A 19,014-nucleotide genomic window follows, 5' to 3' on the forward strand; every position below is an offset into this window, starting at 1 on the left:
ACGGGCGAGCATTCAGCGCGCGATCGGAATGGCGACGTCGGCGATGGGTTCCTCGTCGGGTCCCGAAGACGGGTCCGCGAAGTAGACCTCGCGAGGCGAACCGACGATGGTGGCACTGTTCGCTTGTACCCATTCGTGTAATGCGTCGTACGCCAAGAGCAGATCGGGGTACCGCACCTGTCCGCGGGTCACGGTGATGAAAGCCTCGGTGTGAGCGGGTTCCACCCGAGTGGGCAGCTTTGCGGGATCCGCCTTGTCGCTGTCCACGGGAATGCAGGATTCGACGGGTCCATCGCTGTCCTCACTGACATCCCCGTGATAGATCACCATCGAAGAGCCCACTTGGCCGCCGACCGTGGCCGCGAGCTCGAGTTGACGCATCCCGGTCCGTGCGATCCAGGCCGGCAACTCGGTGGCGCTCACGTACGCCTGTTCGGTGAGTACTGTCTGGTCGGGCACCGCCCGGGTCTCGACTGCGTTCATGAGATAGGTATCCTTTCCTCCTGTGAAGGTGCGCGAAAGATGAGCAAGCAGTTGCAAGCGCCGACTGAGGTCGGCCTGGGTCTGCTCGGCGTATTGCTCCACGAGAGCTGACCGGTCTGCGCGCGGAGTGCGCAACACCTCGCCGACGGCGGCGAGCGACATGCCTGCGCCCCGCAGAAGACGTACCAGCCGAGCATCCTGCAATTGATCCAACGCGTAGTGGCGGTAGCCGGTTTCGGCATCGATCGACGCCGGCACCAGAATCCCGTTCTCGGCGTATAGCCGGAGGGCTTTCGCCGACAGCCCGCACCGTCGAGAAAAAGCACCAGGGCTCAACCACGTATCGCTCATCTTCTTTCCTCCGGATGACCTTCATCCAACCTTCGTGCTTAAGGATCGCCCTCGCCCCAAGGGCGCGGTCAAGCGGGCATTGAATTCACTCAGTGGGCCGCCCCCTCCGCGACAGGTGAGGGATAGGATTCCGGCATGCCCCGCACCGACGGCGGTAAGGACGAATCCCGGACGCCGGCGACGCGAACTTCCGCAGAAACCGATGCGGCCATCACGCTGCCGGAAGCCATGACCGGCCGGGCGAGCCCTGCGAAAGCTGCGGTCGGAGACAAGCCGGTCTTCGCGTACATCGCCGGCCTGCCGCAGCCGCAGCGCAGCATCGCCGAAGCGGTCGATGCGCTGGCGGCCTCGACCCTGCCGGGTCTCGAGCGCTCGGTCAAGTGGGGGATGTCGTACTACGGTGTGGGCGACGGGTGGTGCTTCTGTTGCGGAGGCTTCGCCGGCCACGTGAAGGTCATGTTCATCAATGGCGTGACGCTGGATCCGGTTCCGCCGGTTACACCGGTGGGGATGGGCAGAGCGACGCGGGGCGTCGAGCTCGAGTCCGTGGATGACATCGACGAAAGCCAGATCGCCGCGTGGATGAAACAGGTGACGTCCGTCCCGGGCGTCGGCGGCGCGAAGCGTCGGAAAGAGGAGAAGGAGAGCTGATGGCGGGGAAAGTGTTCTTCAGTGTTTCGATGTCGCTGGACGGGTACATCGCGCCCGAGTCCCCCGAGGAACTGATGGGGCAGCAGTGGATGGAGCTGCAGCGCTGGCTGTTTCCGACGCGGTTCATGCGGGAGAGCCTGGGGCTCGGTGCGGGCGGCGAGGAGGGGCTCGACAACGACATCGCGCGCGGGACTTTCGAGCGCACCGGCGTGAGTGTCATGGGCAAGAAGATGTTCGATGCCGGGGAGCACGCCTGGCCTGAGGACGCGCCGTTCCACACACCGGTGTTCGTCGTCACCCATGAGAAGCGCGACCCCTGGGAGCGGCTGGGCGGGACGACGTTCTACTTCGTCAACGACGGAATCGAGTCCGCGCTCGAGCAGGCCCGCGCGGTCGCGGGCGACCGCGACATCCGCATTTCGGGCGGTGGTGCGACGATCGTCGAGTATGTGAACGCCGGCCTGGTCGACGAGTTCACGATCGCGCTCTCGCCGGTGCTGTTCGGTAAAGGCGTGCGTCTGTTCGAGGGGGTGGATGCGAGCCGCGTGGCCCTGGATTTGCTTCGAGCGGACCCGACCGAGCGGGCGACACACCTGACCTACGCGGTCCGCGAGCGGAAGAGTCGGGGAGAATCCCCAACCGTTTCGTGAATTGCGGACACTTTCTGACCGCAAGGCCGATTACCGTCGAACTATGACCTCGTATCAGCCCGCCGATCACACATCCGTTGCTCCGTGGGTCGTAACCGACGACACCGGCGCCTTCCTCGACTTCGTGACGAGCGCGTTCGGCGGAACCGAGCTCGCCCGCGTCGCCGTCGAAGACGGATCCATCGGGCATGCGGAGATACGGATCGGCGACACCACTGTGCTCGCTTTCGACCGCCGCCCTGGATGGCCCGTCATGCCATCCCTCCTCCGCGTCTGGGTCCCCGATGCCGACGCCGCCATCGACCGGGCCGTCGCGGCGGGAGGCGTCGTGGTGACACCGCCCTCCGACTCCGCGTTCGGGCAGCGCGGTGGGCGCGTGCGCGACCCGTTCGGCAACATCTGGTGGGTCATCACCCAGGTCGAAGACGTCCCTGAGGATGAGATGTGGCGACGTCTGGCGGAGCCGCGGTACGCCGAGCAGATGAGGGTCGCGCAGGAGACGCTCGACGCAGAGTTGACCGGGGGTGCGAGCGGATGGAGCAGCGCGCCGGTCCGCTGAGGGGCGGGGCCTCAGGTCGAGGCCGGCGTGTACACCGCCGACGCGAAGATGTTGAGGCCCAGCGCGCGGGAGAGGTAGGCGGCGGCGCGCTGCCCGCGAACGCTGTTGCCCGCCGAATCGAGGCGGGGCGAGAATGACCCGACCGCGCCTTTGCCGGGGGCGACCGCCACGATCCCGCCGGCCACGCCCGACTTGCCGGGAAGGCCGATCTCGAAGAGCCATTCGCCTGAACGCTCATAGAGGCCGTTGGCCGCGAGCACGGAAAGCGTGTCCTGGCAGACCTCGGGGGAGACGACCCTCTCACCGGTGACCGGGTTGACGCCACCGTCGGCGAGGGTGGCGCCCATCACGGCCAGATCGCGCGCGCTCACCCGCAATGAGCACTGCTTCGTGTAGACGTCGACGATCTCCAGCGGGTCGAGATCGAGTCGTCCATAGCTCTGAAGCAGGCGCGCGATGGCCTGGTTGCGCTGGTTCGTCTGCGCTTCCGACCGGTAGACCTCATCGTCGAGCTCCAGCGTGCGCCCCGCGAACGCCGAAAGCCCGCGGTGGACGGCATCCCATTGGTCCGCGCGCGTTGCCCCCGGGATGAGCGCGGTCGTCGCGATCGCACCGGCGTTCACCATCGGATTCATCGGGCTGCCCTGGTTCAGTTCGATGGCCACCACCGAATTGAACGGCAGGCCCGTGTTGTTCACGCCGACCCGGTCGCCGACCACCCGGTGGCCGAGCGACTCGCACACCAGTGCGTAGACGAAGGCCTTCGAGATCGACTGGATCGAGAACTCGACGTCGGCGTCTCCGGCGGTGTGCACGCGTCCGGCGACCCCGACGACGCTGATCCCGAAAAGATCCGGATCGACGGCGCCGAGCACCGGAATGTAGTCGGCGACTTTTCCTTCGGTGCTTGCCAGTGCGTGTTCGTAAGCCTCCGCGACCAGCGCGTCGACCGCATCCCACGGCGGCAGGTTCCCCGTCGAAACCGCCTGCTCGACACCTGCTACGTCGACGTCGATCATCTCTGCCACCTCAGCATCGAACCGCATCCCAGTCGTGCGACCAGGCGGCCGCCGCGCAGGCGACCCCCTCTTCGCACCCTAGCGTGATCGGGTTATCGCGGCGTAAACAATCCTGGTTCAGCGGATGCCGGTGTCGCCGAGCCCCCGAGCCAGCTCGATGTGCAGCTCGTCGAGGTTTCCGAGGTGCGCTGTGGCGTGGGCCCGCGCATCCTCGACGATGCGGGTGGCGTCAGCCACCGTCGTCGCGTCCACGACGATTCGCGCGCTGCCGTGCAGGCGGTGACCGATCCAGCGCAACTGTACGCGCGGAACGGCGGTCACGCCCGCGGTCTCGTTGAGTGCGTGCTCGAGCCGGTCGACCAGTTCGGGTTCGATGCCGTCGAGGAGGCGTCGTCCGATACTGCGGACCGTGCCCCAGAGCAGGACGATGATCGCAGCGGAGATCAGGATGCCGACGATCGGGTCGGCGAGCGGGAAACCGAGCATGACGCCGAGCGCGCCGACCACGACGGCGAGCGACGTGAACCCGTCGATGCGGGCGTGGACACCGTCGGCGACGAGTGCGGCGGAGCCGATGCGCCGGCCGACCCGGATGCGGTAGATGGCCACCGCCTCGTTGCCGGCGAAGCCGATCACGCCGGCGACCATCACCCAGCCGAGGTTCTCCAATGGGTGCGGGTGGAAGAGGCGGTCGATCGACTGCCACGCGGCGACGACGGCGGACAATGCGACCACCGCGATGATGAAGAGTCCGGCGAGGTCTTCGGCGCGACCGTAACCGTAGGTGTAGCGACGGGATGCGACACGGCGTCCGAGGACGAATGCGATCCACAGGGGGACGGCGGTGAGCGCGTCGGAGAAATTGTGGACGGTATCCGCGAGCAGAGCGACCGAGCCGCTGAGGCCGACGACGATCGCCTGCAGGGCGGTGGTGCCGAGCAGCACGAACAGGCTGATCTTGAGGGCGCGCACGCCCTCGGTGCTGGCCTCCAGGGCGTCGTCGATGGAATCGGCCGCGTCATGCGAGTGCGGGACGAAGAGGCCGTAGAGGAAGCCCTTGAACCCCGTCGGGTGGTGGTGGTGGTGCTCGTGGTCGTGGTGCTCGCGCATATGCTCGTCGTGGGCGTGACCGTCGTGCCCGTGCCCGTCGTGCTCGTCGGTGTGCGTCGCGCTCACGCGGTCGCCGCCTCTGACGCAGCGGCCTCGGCGTGGTGGTGGCGCGGCGTCCCCCCGAGCGAATGCTCCGCCTGGAAGATCGCATCGGTGACGAGTCGGCTCGCGTGCTCGTTCTCCAGCCGGTAGAACACGCGCTGGCCGTCCTGGCGGGTCGAAACGATCCGTGCCAGGCGCAGCTTCGCGAGGTGCTGCGAGACGGACGCCGGCTGTTTGTCGAGGGTGTCGGCCAGATGGTTCACGGACAGCTCGCCCGCGTCCCTCAGTGCGAGGACGATGCGGACGCGCGTGGCGTCGGCGAGCATCCCGAACACTTCGACGGCGAGTTCGACGAACTGGCTGTCGGGGAGACGTCCGCATATCGGCTTATCTGCATCCATACGCAGATACAAGCAGAATCACAACAGCATTGCAAACCGCCGAGTGGATTGCGAGCGCACAATGGTCAACTTCGGTGAGTGCCACCCGCCCCGACTAGCAGAAGTTGGCACCTCTGCGGGCTGCGGGGGCGGGCGCGGGTGCGGCGAGGCGACGCGGCCTGCGCGCTAGCATCGCTTCATGCCTGTCGCGCCGGTCTGGCGACCCGGAACCGTTCGCTCGGCCGCCGGAGGCCTCGTCGCGCTCACGGTGGCCACCTTCCTCGCCGTGACGACCGAGATGCTTCCGGTCGGGCTCCTGCGGCCGATCGGCGCCGAGGTCGGCGTCTCCGACTCGGTGACGGGCCTTCTCGTCACCGTGTACGCGGTCATGGTCGCCGTCCTCGCCGTGCCGCTGACCCTCTCCACCGCCCGGTTCTCCCGCAAGGGCCTGCTGCTGGCCACTCTGGTCGCCTACACCCTGAGCAACGCCGTCGTGGCCATCGCCCCGAATTTCGGGGTGCTCGCGGCCGGTCGCGCATTCGGCGGCATCGCCCACGCGCTGTTCTTCTCGGTCAGCATCGGATACGCGTCGCGCCTGGTGCAGCCTGCATACACCGGCCGCGCCCTTGCGCTGGTCACGGCCGGAGCATCCGCTGGTTTCGTGCTCGGAGTGCCGCTGTCGACCTCGCTGGGTATAGCGCTGGGATGGCGCGCCGCATTCGGCGTCCTGGCCGGGGTCTGCGCGCTCACCGTGCTGTTCGTGGCACTGCTCCTGCCACCCGTTCCCGGAGGCGGCACAGGCCATATGGGCGCGGGCGTCGGAGCCAGGCGGATGCGCCTGGGCATCGTTTCGACGACGAACGCGGTCGTCTACCTCGGCCAGTTCACGGTGTACACGTACATCTCTGTTCTTCTCCTGACGGCCGGTCTGTCCGCGGCCGGCGTCGGCCCCGTCCTCCTCGGGATGGGCGCGGTCGGGCTGCTCGGCACCTGGTTCGCCGGGGCGAATCTGGACCGGCGCCCGCGTGCTGCGGTGTTCATCCTGCTGAGTGCCGTGGTGGTCGGGCTGATCGCAGTGGGCGTGGCATTCCCGACCCTGGGAGGCGTGGTGGCGGCCTCAGCACTCTGGGGTGCGGGCTTCGGCGGCGTGGCCTCGGTGTTCCAGACCGCCGCGATCCGCACGCGCGGCGCTTCGCCGGAAGTGATCGGCGCGCTCGTCAATTCGACAGCGAACATCGGCATCGGCGGGGGAGCGGCGATCGGCGCCGCCGTGCTGGCCGGCCCCGGTCTCGGCTGGCTGCCGTTCACGGGCGCAGCCCTAGTGCTCCTCGGCCTGGTCACGGTCTTCGTGGCCCGAAGGTCGTTCCCGTCGGCGCCGTAGCCCCGTAGACCCGACGAAGGTCACTTCCAGCGAAAGTGCACGAAGATCCGCCCGAAGTTGTCCGAATCCTTCTCGACGCGGTGGTACAGGGCCTTGATCTCCTTCTGGTCGAGAAAGCGGAGCACCCGCTTCTTGAGCTGGCCGGACCCTTTGCCGGGGATGATCTCGACCAGCGGCGCCTTCTTCGCGACCGCCTCGTCGATGATCGCCCGGAGGGCGCGGTCGATCTCGCCGCCCTTGTTGTAGATCTCGTGCAGGTCAAGTTTCAGCTTCACCGCGGCTCCCTGCCTTTTCGAGAACGCGAGCGACGGCTTCGCGATACTTCCCCGTGTCTGCGACGTGCATCAGCGAGTCCGTTGCCATGCGAAAGATCAGCGCTCTGATCAGGTACTGGTCGAAGTCGGGATGCGGGTCGATCGTGTCGAGAAGTGTGAGCGGCGCGCCCTCGAAGCAGACGGCATCCACCGCCAGGACGGCGACCGAGTACTCGACCGGGCGCCAGTACAGGGTCAGGTCGATCACTGCGGGAGGGCGACCAGGTGCGATCAGCACGTTGCCGCTGATGTCTCCGTGGATGAGCGTGTCCAGACCGGCGACCGGGCGCCGCTCATCCGACAACGCGGCCAGCGCATCACCGAACGGGGTCCCGCAATTCAGTGGCTCTTCCTGCCATGCCATGCGATCGGCCCGCGCCCATGGTTGCGTATTCGGCGCATCCATGAACGACGGCCGGGGCACACCGGAGAGCGCCAAAGCGAACGCCCGCGCGACCTCAGCTCGCCACTCCCAGTCGCCGACAGGATGCGATCCTTCGAGAAACCGGAACGCCGTCCATCCGTCCGCAACTAAGGTGCCGCGGGAGTTCCGCACAGGAAGCGCGAGGCGCAGTCGCCGGTCGGGATGGGGGCGCAACTCGTCGTCCATCCACTGCAGCGCTTCGCGAGGAGTATCGATCGGCTTGAGGACGATCGATCCGCTCCGCCACGACGTTCCGCGACCGCCTGCCAGGGGCACCGGAGGCTCGGATGCGCCGAACGCGGCGAGCACCTCACGCGACGGCTTCACGATCAGCAACGCTACTCCGCCTTGCAAAATCGCGCTTCGCGACTACTGTGGACGGTCGAGCATTATCGACGGAAGGTGCACATGACCGACATCGCCGACAAACCGACCCGCGGCTGGGCCGGCTGGCATCAGAAGTTCGTCGTCGAGGAGCGTTTCGTCGAACCCGAGGTGCGGCGGCGCTTCTACGTGCTCTCCGTCGTTCTCGTGATCGTCGGCGCAGTGGCCTTCACCATCCTCCTCGTCGGCGTCCTCACGCACACCGGCGTCCAGCGGCTGGATGCGCCGATCGAACAGTGGTTCGACGCCCAGCGCTCGGCTCCGGCGACGACCTTCATGATCGCGCTGGCGATCGTGTTCGGCCCGATCGCCCTGCCGATCATCATCTTCGTCGTCGTGGTCGTGTGGATCATCGCCTCCCGGCACATCTGGCGGCCTCTCCTTCTGTCGGCCGCGATGCTCACCGGAGTGATCACGGCGCTGGTGCTCGCCCCGATCGTCAAGCATCCCCGGCCCCCGATCGGACTGATGCTGTTCGGCCCCGACCACACGTACTCGTTCCCGTCGGGGCATGTGCTCGGCGTGTCGGACTTCTTCCTGCTTCTGGCGTTCCTGCTCGCCAGCCGCATCCAGCGCCGCTGGTTCACCGTCACGGCCCTGATCGTGGCGATCGTGATGATCGTGGGGCAGGTCATCAGCCGCCTCTACCTCGGCTACCACTGGTTCACCGACACGATGGCCTCGATCGCGTTGTCGATGATCATCGTCGGAATCGTGATCGCAATCGACACCTGGCGCACCGTGCGCATCCCCGGCGAGGAAGTGACGGGGGAGTACTCGAAGCCGCAGACCGAAGGAACCTGACCTCCGCTCGTCCCGTCGTCTTCGCTAACGTGGAGCCGTGACGATTCAGCTCAAGCGGGCCTACGCGCCGGCGGACCCGGCCGACGGTTTCCGGGTTCTCGTCGACCGGCTGTGGCCGCGCGGCGTGTCCAAGACCCTCGCGGCCATCGACCTGTGGGCGAAGGATGTGGCACCGACACCCGGGCTCCGCACGTGGTTCGGTCACGATCCGGCGCGTTTCGACGAGTTCCGCATCCGCTACCTCGCCGAGCTCGACGAGAACGACGCCGTCCGCGAGCTGCGTGACGTGATCGGCGAGCATCCCGTCGTCACGCTCGTCTATGGAGCGAAGGATGGCGTGCACAATCATGCGATCGTGCTCGCCGACTATCTCGCTTAGCCCGGGCTCGCCTCGGCCGAGTGCTGAGGATTGGATGTGGGCAGGTTTGCCGAACAATGACCGGAACATGACCAGGAAGCCGACGCCGTCGTGGTAGCGCTCGCGGAAACCGATGTGGATGCGGTCATCCTCGCGGGCGGGCGAGCCCGGCGGCTGGGGGGCCGCGACAAGGGGGCGCTCGTCTACGAGGGGCGCACGCTCCTCGCGCGTGCACTCGCGGCAGCGGAGGGCGCGGCGCGGCGCGTCGTCGTCGGCGATCCCGACCCGGCGAGCGTGCCCGCCGGCGTCCTCGTCGCCCGGGAGGAGCCGGTCTATTCGGGGCCCGCGAGCGCGGTGATGGCCGGGGTCGACGCCTTGCTTGACACCGGGTCGACGGCGACCTGGGTGCTCGTGCTGGCCTGCGACGTGGTGCGTTCCGCCGAACTCACCGGGATGCTGGTGGCCGCGGCCGGCGAGCATCCGGACACTGACGGGATCGTGCCGATCGACGAAGCGGCGCACCGCCAGTTCCTCGTCGGGCTGTACCGCGTCTCGGCGTTGCTGGCCGCCCGCGACGCGCTCGGTTCGGTGGCCGACAGCTCGATGAAGCGGCTTCTCGACGGTGTTCGCCTGGTCGAGGTCGCGGTCGGCCCCGGTATCTCCGCCGACGTCGACACGCCGGAACAGGCGCGTGCGCTCGGCATCGCGTTGCCGCCCGGCAGACCGGACGTGCTGGCGGCGCCGACGGTCGCGGAAGCGCTGCAGAGGGCCCACGAGCTCGGCGCGGACCGCCTGACAGCCCACCGGAGGGTCGCCGTGGAGTCCGCCGTCGGACTGACCCTCGCAGAGGATGTCGTCGCCATGACGCCGGTGCCCGCCTTCAGCAATTCGGCGATGGACGGCTGGGCGGTCAGCGGCCCCGGTCCGTGGCGGGTGGGCGAGCCGATCCATGCCGGCGACGACATCGACGAATCGCCGCTGGAGCAGGGCAATGCGCAACAGATCATGACGGGCGCCGAAGTGCCGCCCTGCACGTGGGCGGTCGTGCGCCTGGAGGACGGCGTCGTCGCCCCGGCGGCCGATGGCGCACTCGAGCTCTCTCTGAAAGAGGGCCTCGGGCGACCCCGGGAGGGGCACCACATCCGGCCGGCGGGGGAGGAAGCGGCGGCGGCCGAGGTCGTGCTGCGCCGCGGCCAGGTCCTGACGCCTCCTCGCCTCGGACTCGCCGCAGCCTGCGGAGCGGACGACGTGATGGTCCGCGACGCACCGACCGTGGACCTCGTGGTGGTGGGCGACGAGCTCGTCGGCTCCGGACGTTCGGGCCACGGCAGGATCCGGGATGCGCTCACTCCGCAGCTCGTGCCACTGTTCGGAAGCATCGGCGCTCGCGTGGCCGGTGTCGTCCGGGTCGGCGACGACGCGCGGAAGATCGAAGCGACGATCGAGCGCAGTACGGCAGATCTGATCGTGGTCACCGGCGGCACGTCGATGGGCGCCGCGGACCACACCCGGGCTGTCCTCCATGGGCTCGGCGCCCGCCTGCTGATCGACGGGGTCGCCTCGCGCCCCGGGCGGCCCGCGCTGGTCGCGCACCTCGACACCGGGAGCGTGGCGGTCTGCCTTCCGGGCAACCCGCTCGCCGCTGTCCTCGCGGCGCTGGTGCTGCTGCGCCCGCTGGTCGAGGGGATGCTCGGGCGGCCGCTTCCCGCGATGCCGACCGTCCGGCTTGGTGCGGACATCCCCAATCCCCGCCCCGCAGCGCTGCTGGTACCGTGCCGGATGACGGCCGGGGGGTCCGCGGTCCCGGCCGGGTGGACGGACTCCGGGATGCTCCGGGGCCTCGCGCTCGCCGACACGGTCGCCGTCGTGCCGGCGGGCGGTGCACGCGTCGACGGCCTCGTGGATGCTCTCGACCTGCCCTGGGCATGAATGGCGCAGGTCCGGGCGACGAGTTGGCACTCGTTGTCGTTCTGCGCGCGCGCAAAACCGCACGTACTGCCAACTCGTCGCCGACGAGCGCGCCAGCAGGCGTCAGCTCGTGACGTACTGCTTGACGGCGGAGACGAGCTGGGCGAGACCCTGCTTCGCCTCCGCGAAGTACATCCCCGTCTTGGGCAGTCCGAACAGCTCGTTGGCGATGCCGGCGTAGCCGGGCGACATCGACCGCTTGAGCACGACCACCGCCTTGGCGTGGTCGACGTCGAGGATGGGCATCCCCGAGACCGGGTTGCCGGAGCGCCTGGCCGCCGGATTGGTCACGTCGTTCGCGCCGACGACGAGCGCCACGTCGCAGTTCTCGAAGGCGCGGTTGGCGTCTTCGAGTTGCAGAAGGTCGTCGTAGGGGACGGCGACCTCGGCGAGGAGCACGTTCATGTGGCCCGGCATCCGGCCCGCGACCGGGTGGATGGCGTATTTCACGTCGACCCCGTGCTGCCCGAGCAGCTCCGCGAGCTCGGCGACCTCGTGCTGCGCCTGGGCGGCCGCCAGCCCGTAGCCGGGCACGATGATGACGTGCTGCGCGTAGGCGAGCTGGATGGCGACGTCGTCGGCGCTGAGACTGCGGACGTCGGCCGACTCTGCGCCCGTGTCCGCGCCCGACCCACCGGATCCGGCCCCGAACCCGCCGATGAGGATGTTCGCCACCGATCGGTTCATCGCCGCGGCCATCTGCAGGGTCAGGATGGTGCCCGCCGCTCCCACGAGCGCACCCGCGATGATCATGGCCTCGTTTCCGATCACGAACCCGGCCATCGCGACGGCGAGGCCGGTGAACGCGTTGAGCAGCGAGACGACGACAGGAGCATCCGCGCCTCCGATCGGCAGGACCATCAGCACACCGAACGCGAGCGCTGCGATGAGCAGGCCGACGACGGCCAGCGGCCCCGGCGGCAGCAGGATGATCGCAAGCGCCGCGGCGAGGGCCACCACGATCGCGAGCACGTTGAGAAGGCGGGAGCCGAAGAAGCGGATGCTCCGCCCCGACACGATGCCCTGCAGCTTTCCGGCTGCGATCAGCGACCCGGAGAACGTCACCGACCCGATCAGCACGTCGAGCACGATCGGGATGGACACGCTCAGGTCGAGCGTCCCGGTCGTCGGCGCTTTCAGGATCTCGGCCAGGGCGATCGCCGCTGCCGCGCCTCCGCCGACTGCATTGAAGAGGCTCACCAGCTGCGGGATCGCCGTCATCTTGACGCGGGTGGCTCCGAGGACACCCGCGATGCTGCCGACGGCGACACCGACGGCGAGTACGATCCAGCCCGTGGGGGATCCGGTGCCGGCGATCGCGAGGACCAGGGTGGCGATGATGGCCACGGCCATGCCGCACGCGGAGAGGAGGTTCCCGCGCCGGGCCGTGGACGGGGTGCGCATGAGGTGCAAACCGACGACGAACGCCACCGCCGCTGCGAGGTAGGCGAGGCCGGTGCCGAGCTCCAGGGGTGTCACTTCACCGGCTCCTTCGTCTCTTCAGCGCGCCGGCTCTTCGGAGCACGGAACATCCGCAGCATCCTGTCCGTCACGAGGTAGCCGCCGACCACGTTGGCCGCGGCGAACGCGCAGGCGATCCCGGCGAGCAGGTAGCCGATGGGGGTGTCCGCAGAGATCGCGGTGAGGATGGCGCCGACGATCACGACACCGTGGATGGCGTTGGCCCCCGACATCATCGGGGTGTGCAGCGTCGACGGGATCTTGCTGATCACCTCGAACCCCACGAGGAGGGCCAGGACGAACACGGTGATTCCCGTGAAGAGCTCCGTACTCACGAGCGCACCTCCTCCGATCGGGCTGCGGCGGCGTCGCCCAGGCCCAGTGCCGTCCGAACTGCGGGACTCACGATCTCCCTGTCACTGCACACCACGACACTCCTCTGCAGCTCATCGGCGAGGTCGGGCGCGAACCTGCCGTCGTGGGTGAGCGTGGTGACCAGCGCGTGCACGTTCTTCGCGAACATCCGGGAGGCCGCGGTGGGGATCGTCGTGGCGAGGTCGCCGCTGCCGATCACGATGACACCGTTCGCGGTGACGATGCGCTGACCGTCGGCCGAACCGTGGACGTTCCCGCCGAACGGGCCGCACGCGAGGTCCACGCAAACGGAGCCGCGGACCATCGCGTTGAGCGTCTCCTGCGGCACGAGCACAGGCGGGCGCCTGCCGGGGACCTTCGCCGTCGTGATCACCACGTCGAACCGGGTGATCAACTGGGAGAGCTCCTGCTGCTGGGCGGCCAGTTCATCGGCGGTCATCGCGCGGGCGTAGCCGCCGGACCCCGCTCCCTCGGCCACCGACGACGTGGCGAAGGATGCGCCCACCGATTCGACCTCACCGCGGGAGGCCGGCCGCACGTCGTAGCCGGTCACCACGGCGCCGAGCCGCCGCGCGGTACTCAGGGCCTGGAGCCCTGCGACGCCGGCGCCGATGACGAGCACGCGGGCCGGACGTGCGGTGCCGGCAGCCGTGATCATCATCGGGAAGAAGCCGCCGAACGCCTCGGCGGCTTCGATCGCCGCACGATAGCCCGCGGCCGCGGACTGCGAGCTCAGAGCATCCATCGACTGCGCGCGACTGAGTGTGCGCGGCAGCAGCTCGAAAGCGGCGACGGTGACGCCCCGGCGGCACAACTCGTCCATGAGGTCGAGGTTCTGCAGGGGATCGAGCAGCCCGACGAGACCCTGGCCTTCGCGCAGTGCTGAGGTGACCTGGGCCGGTGGCAGCCGGAGGGCGGCGAGCACATCCGCTTCCCCGATCACGGCCTCGCGCGACGCGATGGTCGCCCCGGCCGCGACATACGGGGCATCCGCCCATCCCGCCGGCTCGGCTGCACCGGTCTCGAGAAGGACGCGGTGACCGCTCCGGACGAACTCGGCGGCCACGTCGGGATCGACGGCCACACGGCGCTCACCGGGTGCGGTCTCCCGCAGAACGCCGATCGACAGGGCAGCCCGCTGGTCGCCGGGCGGGTTGGGTGACAGCGACGTCATACGAGCAGCATAGGTCGCGCATCCGTTTTCGTCGCGGAAGCGCCGACCGCGGCTGCTGCTACTGGCCCACCCAGGTGCCGAGGTCGGGCGGGTTCTGCGGCTGGGGCTGCGGCTCGAGCGGCGGCGTCGGTACGCTCCTCAGTGAGAACGGCGCGACGGCCGGTGACCAGTCGCTGCGCAAGAGGTCGGCCCACGTCGCGAACTGCGGCTCCCCCGTGAGGCGCGCCAGGGTGTCCAGCTGCCACGAATGTATCGGGTGGTAGCCCTGGTTCTGCCAGAGGGGGCTCTGGCAGTAGTCGGCCTGGACGCAGTAGTAGGAGACGCCGCCCACCACGCGCACCGCGGGGAGCATCCGTTGGAGAACCGTCGTCGCGGCGCCATCGAAGTACCGGGCCGCCGTGGCGTCACCGGTGTGGCGCCAATAATCGTAGAGGCCGAACATCGCGAAGATGTGCCCGTTCAGAACGAGAAGTGGCGGCTGGTTGCCGGCGTACTCCTCGAAATAGAGGTGCTTGTCGATCGCCAGGCTCATCCAGGGAGCGGTCGCGGAATGCTGGACGGTGAAGCTCGTCATCGTGTGCGCGGCGGCGTTGTCCCAGGTGCTGTCCCCGGTCGCCTCGGCGAGGCGCACGAAGAGGGAGAGCACTTGGCCCTGCGCCATGCCCGAGTACCAGGGCGCCGTCAGGGTGCGCTGGTAGTAGGTCCACGGAAAGCGGTACGGGAACCACCAGGCGCCGTTGCTCTCGGTGTGGATTGCGAGAAGCTGCTGCCCCTGCCGGATGGCGCGGTCGAGCCAGATGCGGTCGCCGGTCGCCTCGTATTGGAGGAGCGCCGAGATGCCGTACTGCGCGTACGCGACGGGATGGTCGGCGCGCGTGCCGGTGTCATGGCGGAGGTAGATGACCAGGCCGGTCGAATCGAGTTTGATGGACGGGTTGGTGACGTCGACCGGCGGCCGGTCCGAGTACGGGAGCGCGGCATCCGGCGACAGGGTCCACCCCGACGTCGCCCATCCGGCAAGCTGACCGGTCACCAGCGGGTACACGCACCGGGTGCCGAGGGCTGCGGCCTGTGAGACCACCGCCGTGCCGCCCAACACGACACTGCTCGTCGCAGCCAGCGCGGAGAGATGGTCGCCCACGGTCGGGTCGACGCAGGTGCGTGCGCTGAGTTCCAACGGCGCTGCGAGCCGCCCCGCCAGCGCGCCGGCCGCGAGCGCGTCGGCGAAATCGAGGCCACTCGCAACGAACGACGTCGACGACGAGCCCGCGGGGAAGTACGCGGTGTTGAGAAGGGCCGAGGTCTCGAAACGGGTCGCTCCGCCGTAACGCGTGACCGTCATCCCGGCCCTCGTGAGCTGCGCCTGGATGCCGGACGAGACGACGGAGGCGCCCCCGGCGATGGAGACCGAGGTCACGCCCAACGCGGAGAGCCGGTGCATCGTGCTCTGTGGAAGGGCGGGCAGCAGGCCGTCGACCAGGACGAGGGGGGCGTGGCGCGATCCTGCCGCTCCCGTCGCGCTCAAGGCGTCAGCGAACCCGCGACCCGTTGCGATGATCGCATGGTCCGCGCTGGTGAAGGCCTTTTGCACGACGGCATCCGCGGTCGCATACCGGTTCGCGCCGGCGAGGCGTTCGGTGCTCGCAATGCCGGCCAACGCCGTCGCGACGTTCGCGCTCACCACACCGGTGCCACCGGCGATGAAGATCTTCGCGGGCTTCAGGCGCTTCAGCTCGGCGCTGACCGCACCCGGCAGTTGCGTCGGCTGAGTCAGCAGCAGCGGGCCGCCGAGCTGGGCCGCCGCCGCCGCGGCCCCCAGCCCATCGGGGAAATCGAGGCCGGAGGCGACGAACGCGACCGGGACGCCAGGGGCGAAGCGCTGGGAGACGGCGACCGCGGTTTCGAACCGGGTCGCTCCGCTCAGGCGGGTCACGCCGGCCGGAAACGGCGTCACGGTGGGGTCCGCGGTCACGGCGGATGCGGGCGCGGCCCCGACGGCGAACGGTACGGCGACACCAATGGACAGCACCAGCGCGAGGGCGACGGAGCACGCCAGCATTGCGCGACTACGCATGTCGTGGATTCCCCCGCTTCACCAGTGGGCGACAGACGCACCCGTCGGAGACTCTATACGAAACGTCCTGTCACGGTGCTGGGGAGCCGGTCAGGCGGTTCAGGGCTCGACCGGTGCGCCCTTCAGCTCGATGCTGATCTGGTCGGCGTCGAGGTTGTCGAGCGCCCTGTTCAGGATCTCGGCGCTGAACGCGCCCTCGTCGCGCGCATCCAGCAGGGCCGTCCGCTGGGCTTCGATGATCTGGACCGTCAGCTTTTTGAGGGCGGCGAAACTGTCCGGTGTCGGGAGGGCGGCGTCCACCGCTGTATCGGTCGGCAGCTCGACCACGGGTGGGTTCGCGGCCCTGATGTCGCGCTCGATGGTGGTCAGCATCGCGAGCATCCGCCCGCGCTCCTCCCGTTCGGCCTTCTCGTCAGGGCCGGCGGGCTTCAGCCAGCGCACGACAGGACCGAGCGTGCCGCCCTGGATGAGCAGGGACGAGGCGGCGACGACGAATGCGACCAGGATGAGGAAGGCGCGGTCCGGAGTGTCGGGCGGCAGGGTCTGCGCGGCGGCCACCGTGACCGCACCGCGCATCCCCGCCCACACCTGCACGCCGCCTTCGCGCCAGCCGAGCGGGGTCGCGAGCAGATAGTCGATGTCGGCGATCACGCGGCGGGTGCGGGTCTTGGCTCGCTCGAGCTGCTCGGGCCCCGGTCCGGGATGTGGCGGGCCGGGCCGCGATGAACCGGGCAGGGTCGGCCTCGTGAGCAGCGCATCCGGGTTGTCCAGCCGCTGCTGGATCACGTCGAGCTGCGGCTTCACCTTCTCGCTTCGCCTGGCGCGTCGGCGTGCACCGGCCAGGAGGACGGCGATGTATGCGGCGCGCACGACGAGGGTCAGCACGAAGGCGCCGAGAGCGACCACGAACGCCGGCCCGAGTCCGTAGTTCGTGTACTGGACCTCGTTGATGATGCCGAAGAGCTCGAGGCCCATCAGCAGGAAGATCGCTCCCTCGAAGACGAGCTCCACCGCCCGCCAGTTCTGGCTGTCCGAGAGACGATGCTGCGGGGGAGGCGGCGGGCGGCGCCGTGCCCGGTGACCAGTCCCGCGACGACGGCGGCGACCAGTCCGGATGCTCCGAGCAACTCGGCAGGGATCGAGGCGAGGAACGGCACGGTGAACGAGATGACCGTGTTGACCGTCGCATCCGGAACCTTCGAACGCACCCACAGGTTCAGGCGGCCGACGACGAACCCGAGGATAACGGCGACGGCGACGGCGTAGAGGAAACTGCCGAGCACGCCCCAGAACGAGATGGCCGCGGCGGTCGCCGCTACGGCCGTGCGCAGGAGGACGAGCGCGGTCGCGTCGTTGAGGAGGCTCTCGCCCTCGAGCACGGAGACCACCCGCCCACGGATGCCGATGCGTTTCACGATCGAGGTGGCCACCGCATCCGTCGGGCTGACGATCGCGCCCAGAGCGATACCCCACCAGATGGTGATGCCGGGGATCACCCACGCGAAGAAGAAGCCGAGCAGGATCGACGAGACCACCACGAGAGCGACCGAGAGCCCGCCGATCGCGTTGAACTCGCGGCGGAAGTTCATGGCCGGCATCTGGACGGATGCGGAGTAGAGGAGCGGCGGCAGGATGCCGGCGAGGATCAGCTCCGAGCTGATGTGCAGGGGCGGCACGAACGGCAGAAGGCTGATCGCGATGCCGAGCACGACGAGGATGATCGGGGCGGCGATGCGCAGGCGCGGCGCGAGGGCGGCTGCAGCCGAAACGACCAGCAGTCCCGCGACGGCGATGCTCAGCGCTTCGATCGGTCCCTCCCCGCCTGCCCGTGAGCTCGCGCTCCGGCTCTCCCAACCGCCTCCATCCTAGGTTCGCCCCGCCCTGAGCGGGCGCAGTCAGGAACGGCGGGCTCGATCCGGTGCGGGCGGCAACCCGTTAACGCCGCCCGACTCGCTGTATGGTGACCCAGTGAGCGTCGTCGTCGTCGGGAGTGCCAACCTCGATCTCGTCTACCGGGTGGGGCGCATTCCGGCGGCGGGAGAGACTGTCCTCGCGACGGGGTTCGACTCCGCTCCAGGCGGAAAAGGGAACAACCAAGTGACCGCGGCGGCACGAGCTGGTGCCGACGCGTGCTTCATCGCCGCGCTCGGGGCGGATGCTGCCGGCAATCTCCTGGTCGCGAATCTCGTCGCGAGCGGTGTCGATCTTCTGTTACGCCGAACGGATGCGCCCACCGGCACCGCGGTCATCTTCGTCGATGATCGAGCCGAGAACGCGATCGTCGTCGATTCCGGCGCGAACAGGACATTGAAGGATCTGACGGACGAGGAGCGCGCCGTCATCGCGGATGGGGAGGTCCTGCTCCTTCAGCTGGAGACTCCGCTCGAAACCGTCGTCACTGCCGCCGCGATCGGACACGCGTCCGGCGCGATCGTGGTGCTCAATGCTGCTCCGATCCGAACTCTGCCCCCGGTGCTCCTCGAATCGATCGACGTGCTGGTGGTGAACGAGCACGAGGCCGCACTGCTCTTCGAGGACCTTCACGACAAGGACCCTGCCGGAGTCGGCGAGACCGAGCTGGCCGAGGCGCTCGGTGAAGACGGATTCGCCGTGATCATCACGCTCGGAGCACGCGGTGCCGTCGTGAGTGTTCCGGGTGAGGGCACTGCGTCCGTCGAAGGCTTGCCCGTCGACGCGGTGGACACGACGGGCGCGGGCGACACGTTCTGCGGCGCGTTCGTCGCCGAACTCGAGCGCTCCCGTGCGTCCGCCCTCGGCCTGGCCATGCTCGTGCACTGCGCCGAGTTCGCGACGGTAGCCGCTGCCCTTTCCGTGCAGCGACCTGGGGCGGTGCCGTCCATTCCCGCTCTCGCGGAAATTCGGGCGTTCGGTGAGCACCTCTGACGATCGAGTCGTCACGAACTCCCCTTCCGGCGGCGCGTTTCGGGCGGTTAGCGACCACTCGACGGCGGTTGCGGCGGATACGACGGCCGCAACAGGCGCGACGGGCGCGAGTGGCGCGAGCGACGGGCGCAACCGGCCGCCGGGGCAC

Annotated in this window: 20 protein-coding genes; 8 read left to right on the forward strand and 12 right to left on the reverse strand. The window is 68.9% G+C overall.

Annotation, left to right across the window (positions count from 1 at the left end; all coding sequences use genetic code 11):
* Positions 1-12: 12 nt before the first annotated feature.
* Positions 13-834, reverse strand: a complete 822-nt coding sequence (locus tag ACV7NN_RS14570) for a MerR family transcriptional regulator (protein ID WP_463350290.1) — start codon at positions 832-834, stop codon at positions 13-15.
* 135 nt (positions 835-969) lie between these two features.
* On the opposite strand from ACV7NN_RS14570, the gene ACV7NN_RS14575 reads away from it, so the two are divergent.
* Genes ACV7NN_RS14575 through ACV7NN_RS14585 form a run of 3 tightly spaced genes read left to right on the forward strand, consistent with a single transcriptional unit; the run spans position 970 to position 2,694 of the window.
* Entirely contained in the window at positions 970-1,485 is a 516-nt protein-coding gene (locus tag ACV7NN_RS14575) for a DUF1801 domain-containing protein (protein ID WP_463350291.1), read from the forward strand.
* Positions 1,485-2,135: a dihydrofolate reductase family protein gene (locus tag ACV7NN_RS14580; protein ID WP_463350292.1), complete on the forward strand. Its 651-nt coding sequence runs from the start codon at positions 1,485-1,487 to the stop codon at positions 2,133-2,135. The genes ACV7NN_RS14575 and ACV7NN_RS14580 overlap by 1 nt, the downstream gene beginning before the upstream one ends.
* A 43-nt stretch (positions 2,136-2,178) precedes the next feature.
* Positions 2,179-2,694: a VOC family protein gene (locus ACV7NN_RS14585; protein ID WP_463350293.1), complete on the forward strand. Its 516-nt coding sequence runs from the start codon at positions 2,179-2,181 to the stop codon at positions 2,692-2,694.
* An 11-nt stretch (positions 2,695-2,705) separates the two neighbouring features.
* Here ACV7NN_RS14585 and glsA read toward each other — a convergent pair whose 3' ends face one another.
* The 3 genes from glsA to ACV7NN_RS14600 all read right to left on the reverse strand — a co-directional run bounded on the left by glsA (position 2,706) and on the right by ACV7NN_RS14600 (position 5,266).
* Positions 2,706-3,713, reverse strand: a complete 1,008-nt coding sequence (glsA, locus tag ACV7NN_RS14590) for a glutaminase A (RefSeq protein ID WP_463351303.1) — start codon at positions 3,711-3,713, stop codon at positions 2,706-2,708.
* 117 nt (positions 3,714-3,830) lie between these two features.
* Positions 3,831-4,823 (reverse strand): cation diffusion facilitator family transporter, encoded by a 993-nt coding sequence (locus ACV7NN_RS14595; RefSeq protein WP_463351304.1) that lies wholly within the window; start codon positions 4,821-4,823, stop codon positions 3,831-3,833.
* Positions 4,824-4,885: 62 nt separating this feature from the next.
* Positions 4,886-5,266: an ArsR/SmtB family transcription factor gene (locus ACV7NN_RS14600; protein ID WP_463350294.1), complete on the reverse strand. Its 381-nt coding sequence runs from the start codon at positions 5,264-5,266 to the stop codon at positions 4,886-4,888.
* Between the two features lie 178 nt (positions 5,267-5,444).
* Between ACV7NN_RS14600 and ACV7NN_RS14605 the strand changes: the two genes are divergently transcribed.
* Positions 5,445-6,626 carry an MFS transporter gene (locus ACV7NN_RS14605; protein WP_463350295.1) on the forward strand — a complete coding sequence of 394 codons (1,182 nt, stop codon included), beginning with the start codon at positions 5,445-5,447 and terminating at the stop codon, positions 6,624-6,626.
* 20 nt (positions 6,627-6,646) lie between these two features.
* Here ACV7NN_RS14605 and ACV7NN_RS14610 read toward each other — a convergent pair whose 3' ends face one another.
* Together ACV7NN_RS14610 and ACV7NN_RS14615 are read right to left on the reverse strand one after the other, a co-directional pair.
* Positions 6,647-6,901 carry a Smr/MutS family protein gene (locus tag ACV7NN_RS14610; RefSeq protein ID WP_463350296.1) on the reverse strand — a complete coding sequence of 85 codons (255 nt, stop codon included), beginning with the start codon at positions 6,899-6,901 and terminating at the stop codon, positions 6,647-6,649.
* Positions 6,885-7,691: a TIGR02569 family protein gene (locus ACV7NN_RS14615; RefSeq protein ID WP_463350297.1), complete on the reverse strand. Its 807-nt coding sequence runs from the start codon at positions 7,689-7,691 to the stop codon at positions 6,885-6,887. The genes ACV7NN_RS14610 and ACV7NN_RS14615 overlap by 17 nt, the downstream gene beginning before the upstream one ends.
* Before the next feature lie 81 nt (positions 7,692-7,772).
* Here ACV7NN_RS14615 and ACV7NN_RS14620 point away from each other — a divergent pair, with 81 nt between their 5' ends.
* The 3 genes from ACV7NN_RS14620 (at position 7,773) to ACV7NN_RS14630 (ending at position 10,839) form a co-directional block, all read left to right on the forward strand.
* Entirely contained in the window at positions 7,773-8,552 is a 780-nt protein-coding gene (locus ACV7NN_RS14620) for a phosphatase PAP2 family protein (RefSeq protein ID WP_463350298.1), read from the forward strand.
* Positions 8,553-8,589: 37 nt separating this feature from the next.
* A complete protein-coding gene (locus tag ACV7NN_RS14625) occupies positions 8,590-8,931 on the forward strand; it encodes a DUF488 domain-containing protein (protein WP_463350299.1) in 342 nt (113 codons plus the stop codon).
* Positions 8,932-9,021: 90 nt separating this feature from the next.
* Entirely contained in the window at positions 9,022-10,839 is a 1,818-nt protein-coding gene (locus ACV7NN_RS14630) for a molybdopterin-binding protein (RefSeq protein ID WP_463350300.1), read from the forward strand.
* Between the two features lie 102 nt (positions 10,840-10,941).
* Here the strand turns inward: ACV7NN_RS14630 and ACV7NN_RS14635 are convergent, their stop codons facing one another.
* The 6 genes from ACV7NN_RS14635 to ACV7NN_RS14660 all read right to left on the reverse strand — a co-directional run bounded on the left by ACV7NN_RS14635 (position 10,942) and on the right by ACV7NN_RS14660 (position 17,671).
* Positions 10,942-12,357 carry an NAD(P)(+) transhydrogenase (Re/Si-specific) subunit beta gene (locus tag ACV7NN_RS14635; RefSeq protein WP_463350301.1) on the reverse strand — a complete coding sequence of 472 codons (1,416 nt, stop codon included), beginning with the start codon at positions 12,355-12,357 and terminating at the stop codon, positions 10,942-10,944.
* Positions 12,354-12,674, reverse strand: coding sequence for an NAD(P) transhydrogenase subunit alpha part 2 (locus ACV7NN_RS14640; protein ID WP_463350302.1), 321 nt, complete (start codon positions 12,672-12,674; stop codon positions 12,354-12,356). The genes ACV7NN_RS14635 and ACV7NN_RS14640 overlap by 4 nt, the downstream gene beginning before the upstream one ends.
* Positions 12,671-13,888, reverse strand: a complete 1,218-nt coding sequence (locus ACV7NN_RS14645) for an NAD(P) transhydrogenase subunit alpha (protein WP_463350303.1) — start codon at positions 13,886-13,888, stop codon at positions 12,671-12,673. Before ACV7NN_RS14645 ends, ACV7NN_RS14640 begins: the two co-directional genes overlap by 4 nt.
* Before the next feature lie 58 nt (positions 13,889-13,946).
* Positions 13,947-15,962: a cell wall-binding repeat-containing protein gene (locus ACV7NN_RS14650; RefSeq protein WP_463350304.1), complete on the reverse strand. Its 2,016-nt coding sequence runs from the start codon at positions 15,960-15,962 to the stop codon at positions 13,947-13,949.
* Between the two features lie 99 nt (positions 15,963-16,061).
* Entirely contained in the window at positions 16,062-16,973 is a 912-nt protein-coding gene (locus ACV7NN_RS14655; protein WP_463350305.1) for a hypothetical protein, read from the reverse strand.
* The gene (locus ACV7NN_RS14660; RefSeq protein ID WP_463350306.1) at positions 16,937-17,671 is read right to left on the reverse strand and encodes a cation:proton antiporter domain-containing protein; all 735 of its coding nucleotides are present in this window, start codon (positions 17,669-17,671) and stop codon (positions 16,937-16,939) included. Before ACV7NN_RS14660 ends, ACV7NN_RS14655 begins: the two co-directional genes overlap by 37 nt.
* Positions 17,672-17,930: 259 nt before the next feature.
* Here ACV7NN_RS14660 and ACV7NN_RS14665 point away from each other — a divergent pair, with 259 nt between their 5' ends.
* Positions 17,931-18,866 carry a ribokinase gene (locus ACV7NN_RS14665; protein WP_463350307.1) on the forward strand — a complete coding sequence of 312 codons (936 nt, stop codon included), beginning with the start codon at positions 17,931-17,933 and terminating at the stop codon, positions 18,864-18,866.
* Positions 18,867-19,014 lie beyond the last annotated feature (148 nt).

It is taken from the genome of Leifsonia sp. Ger2509 (genome assembly GCF_055231915.1).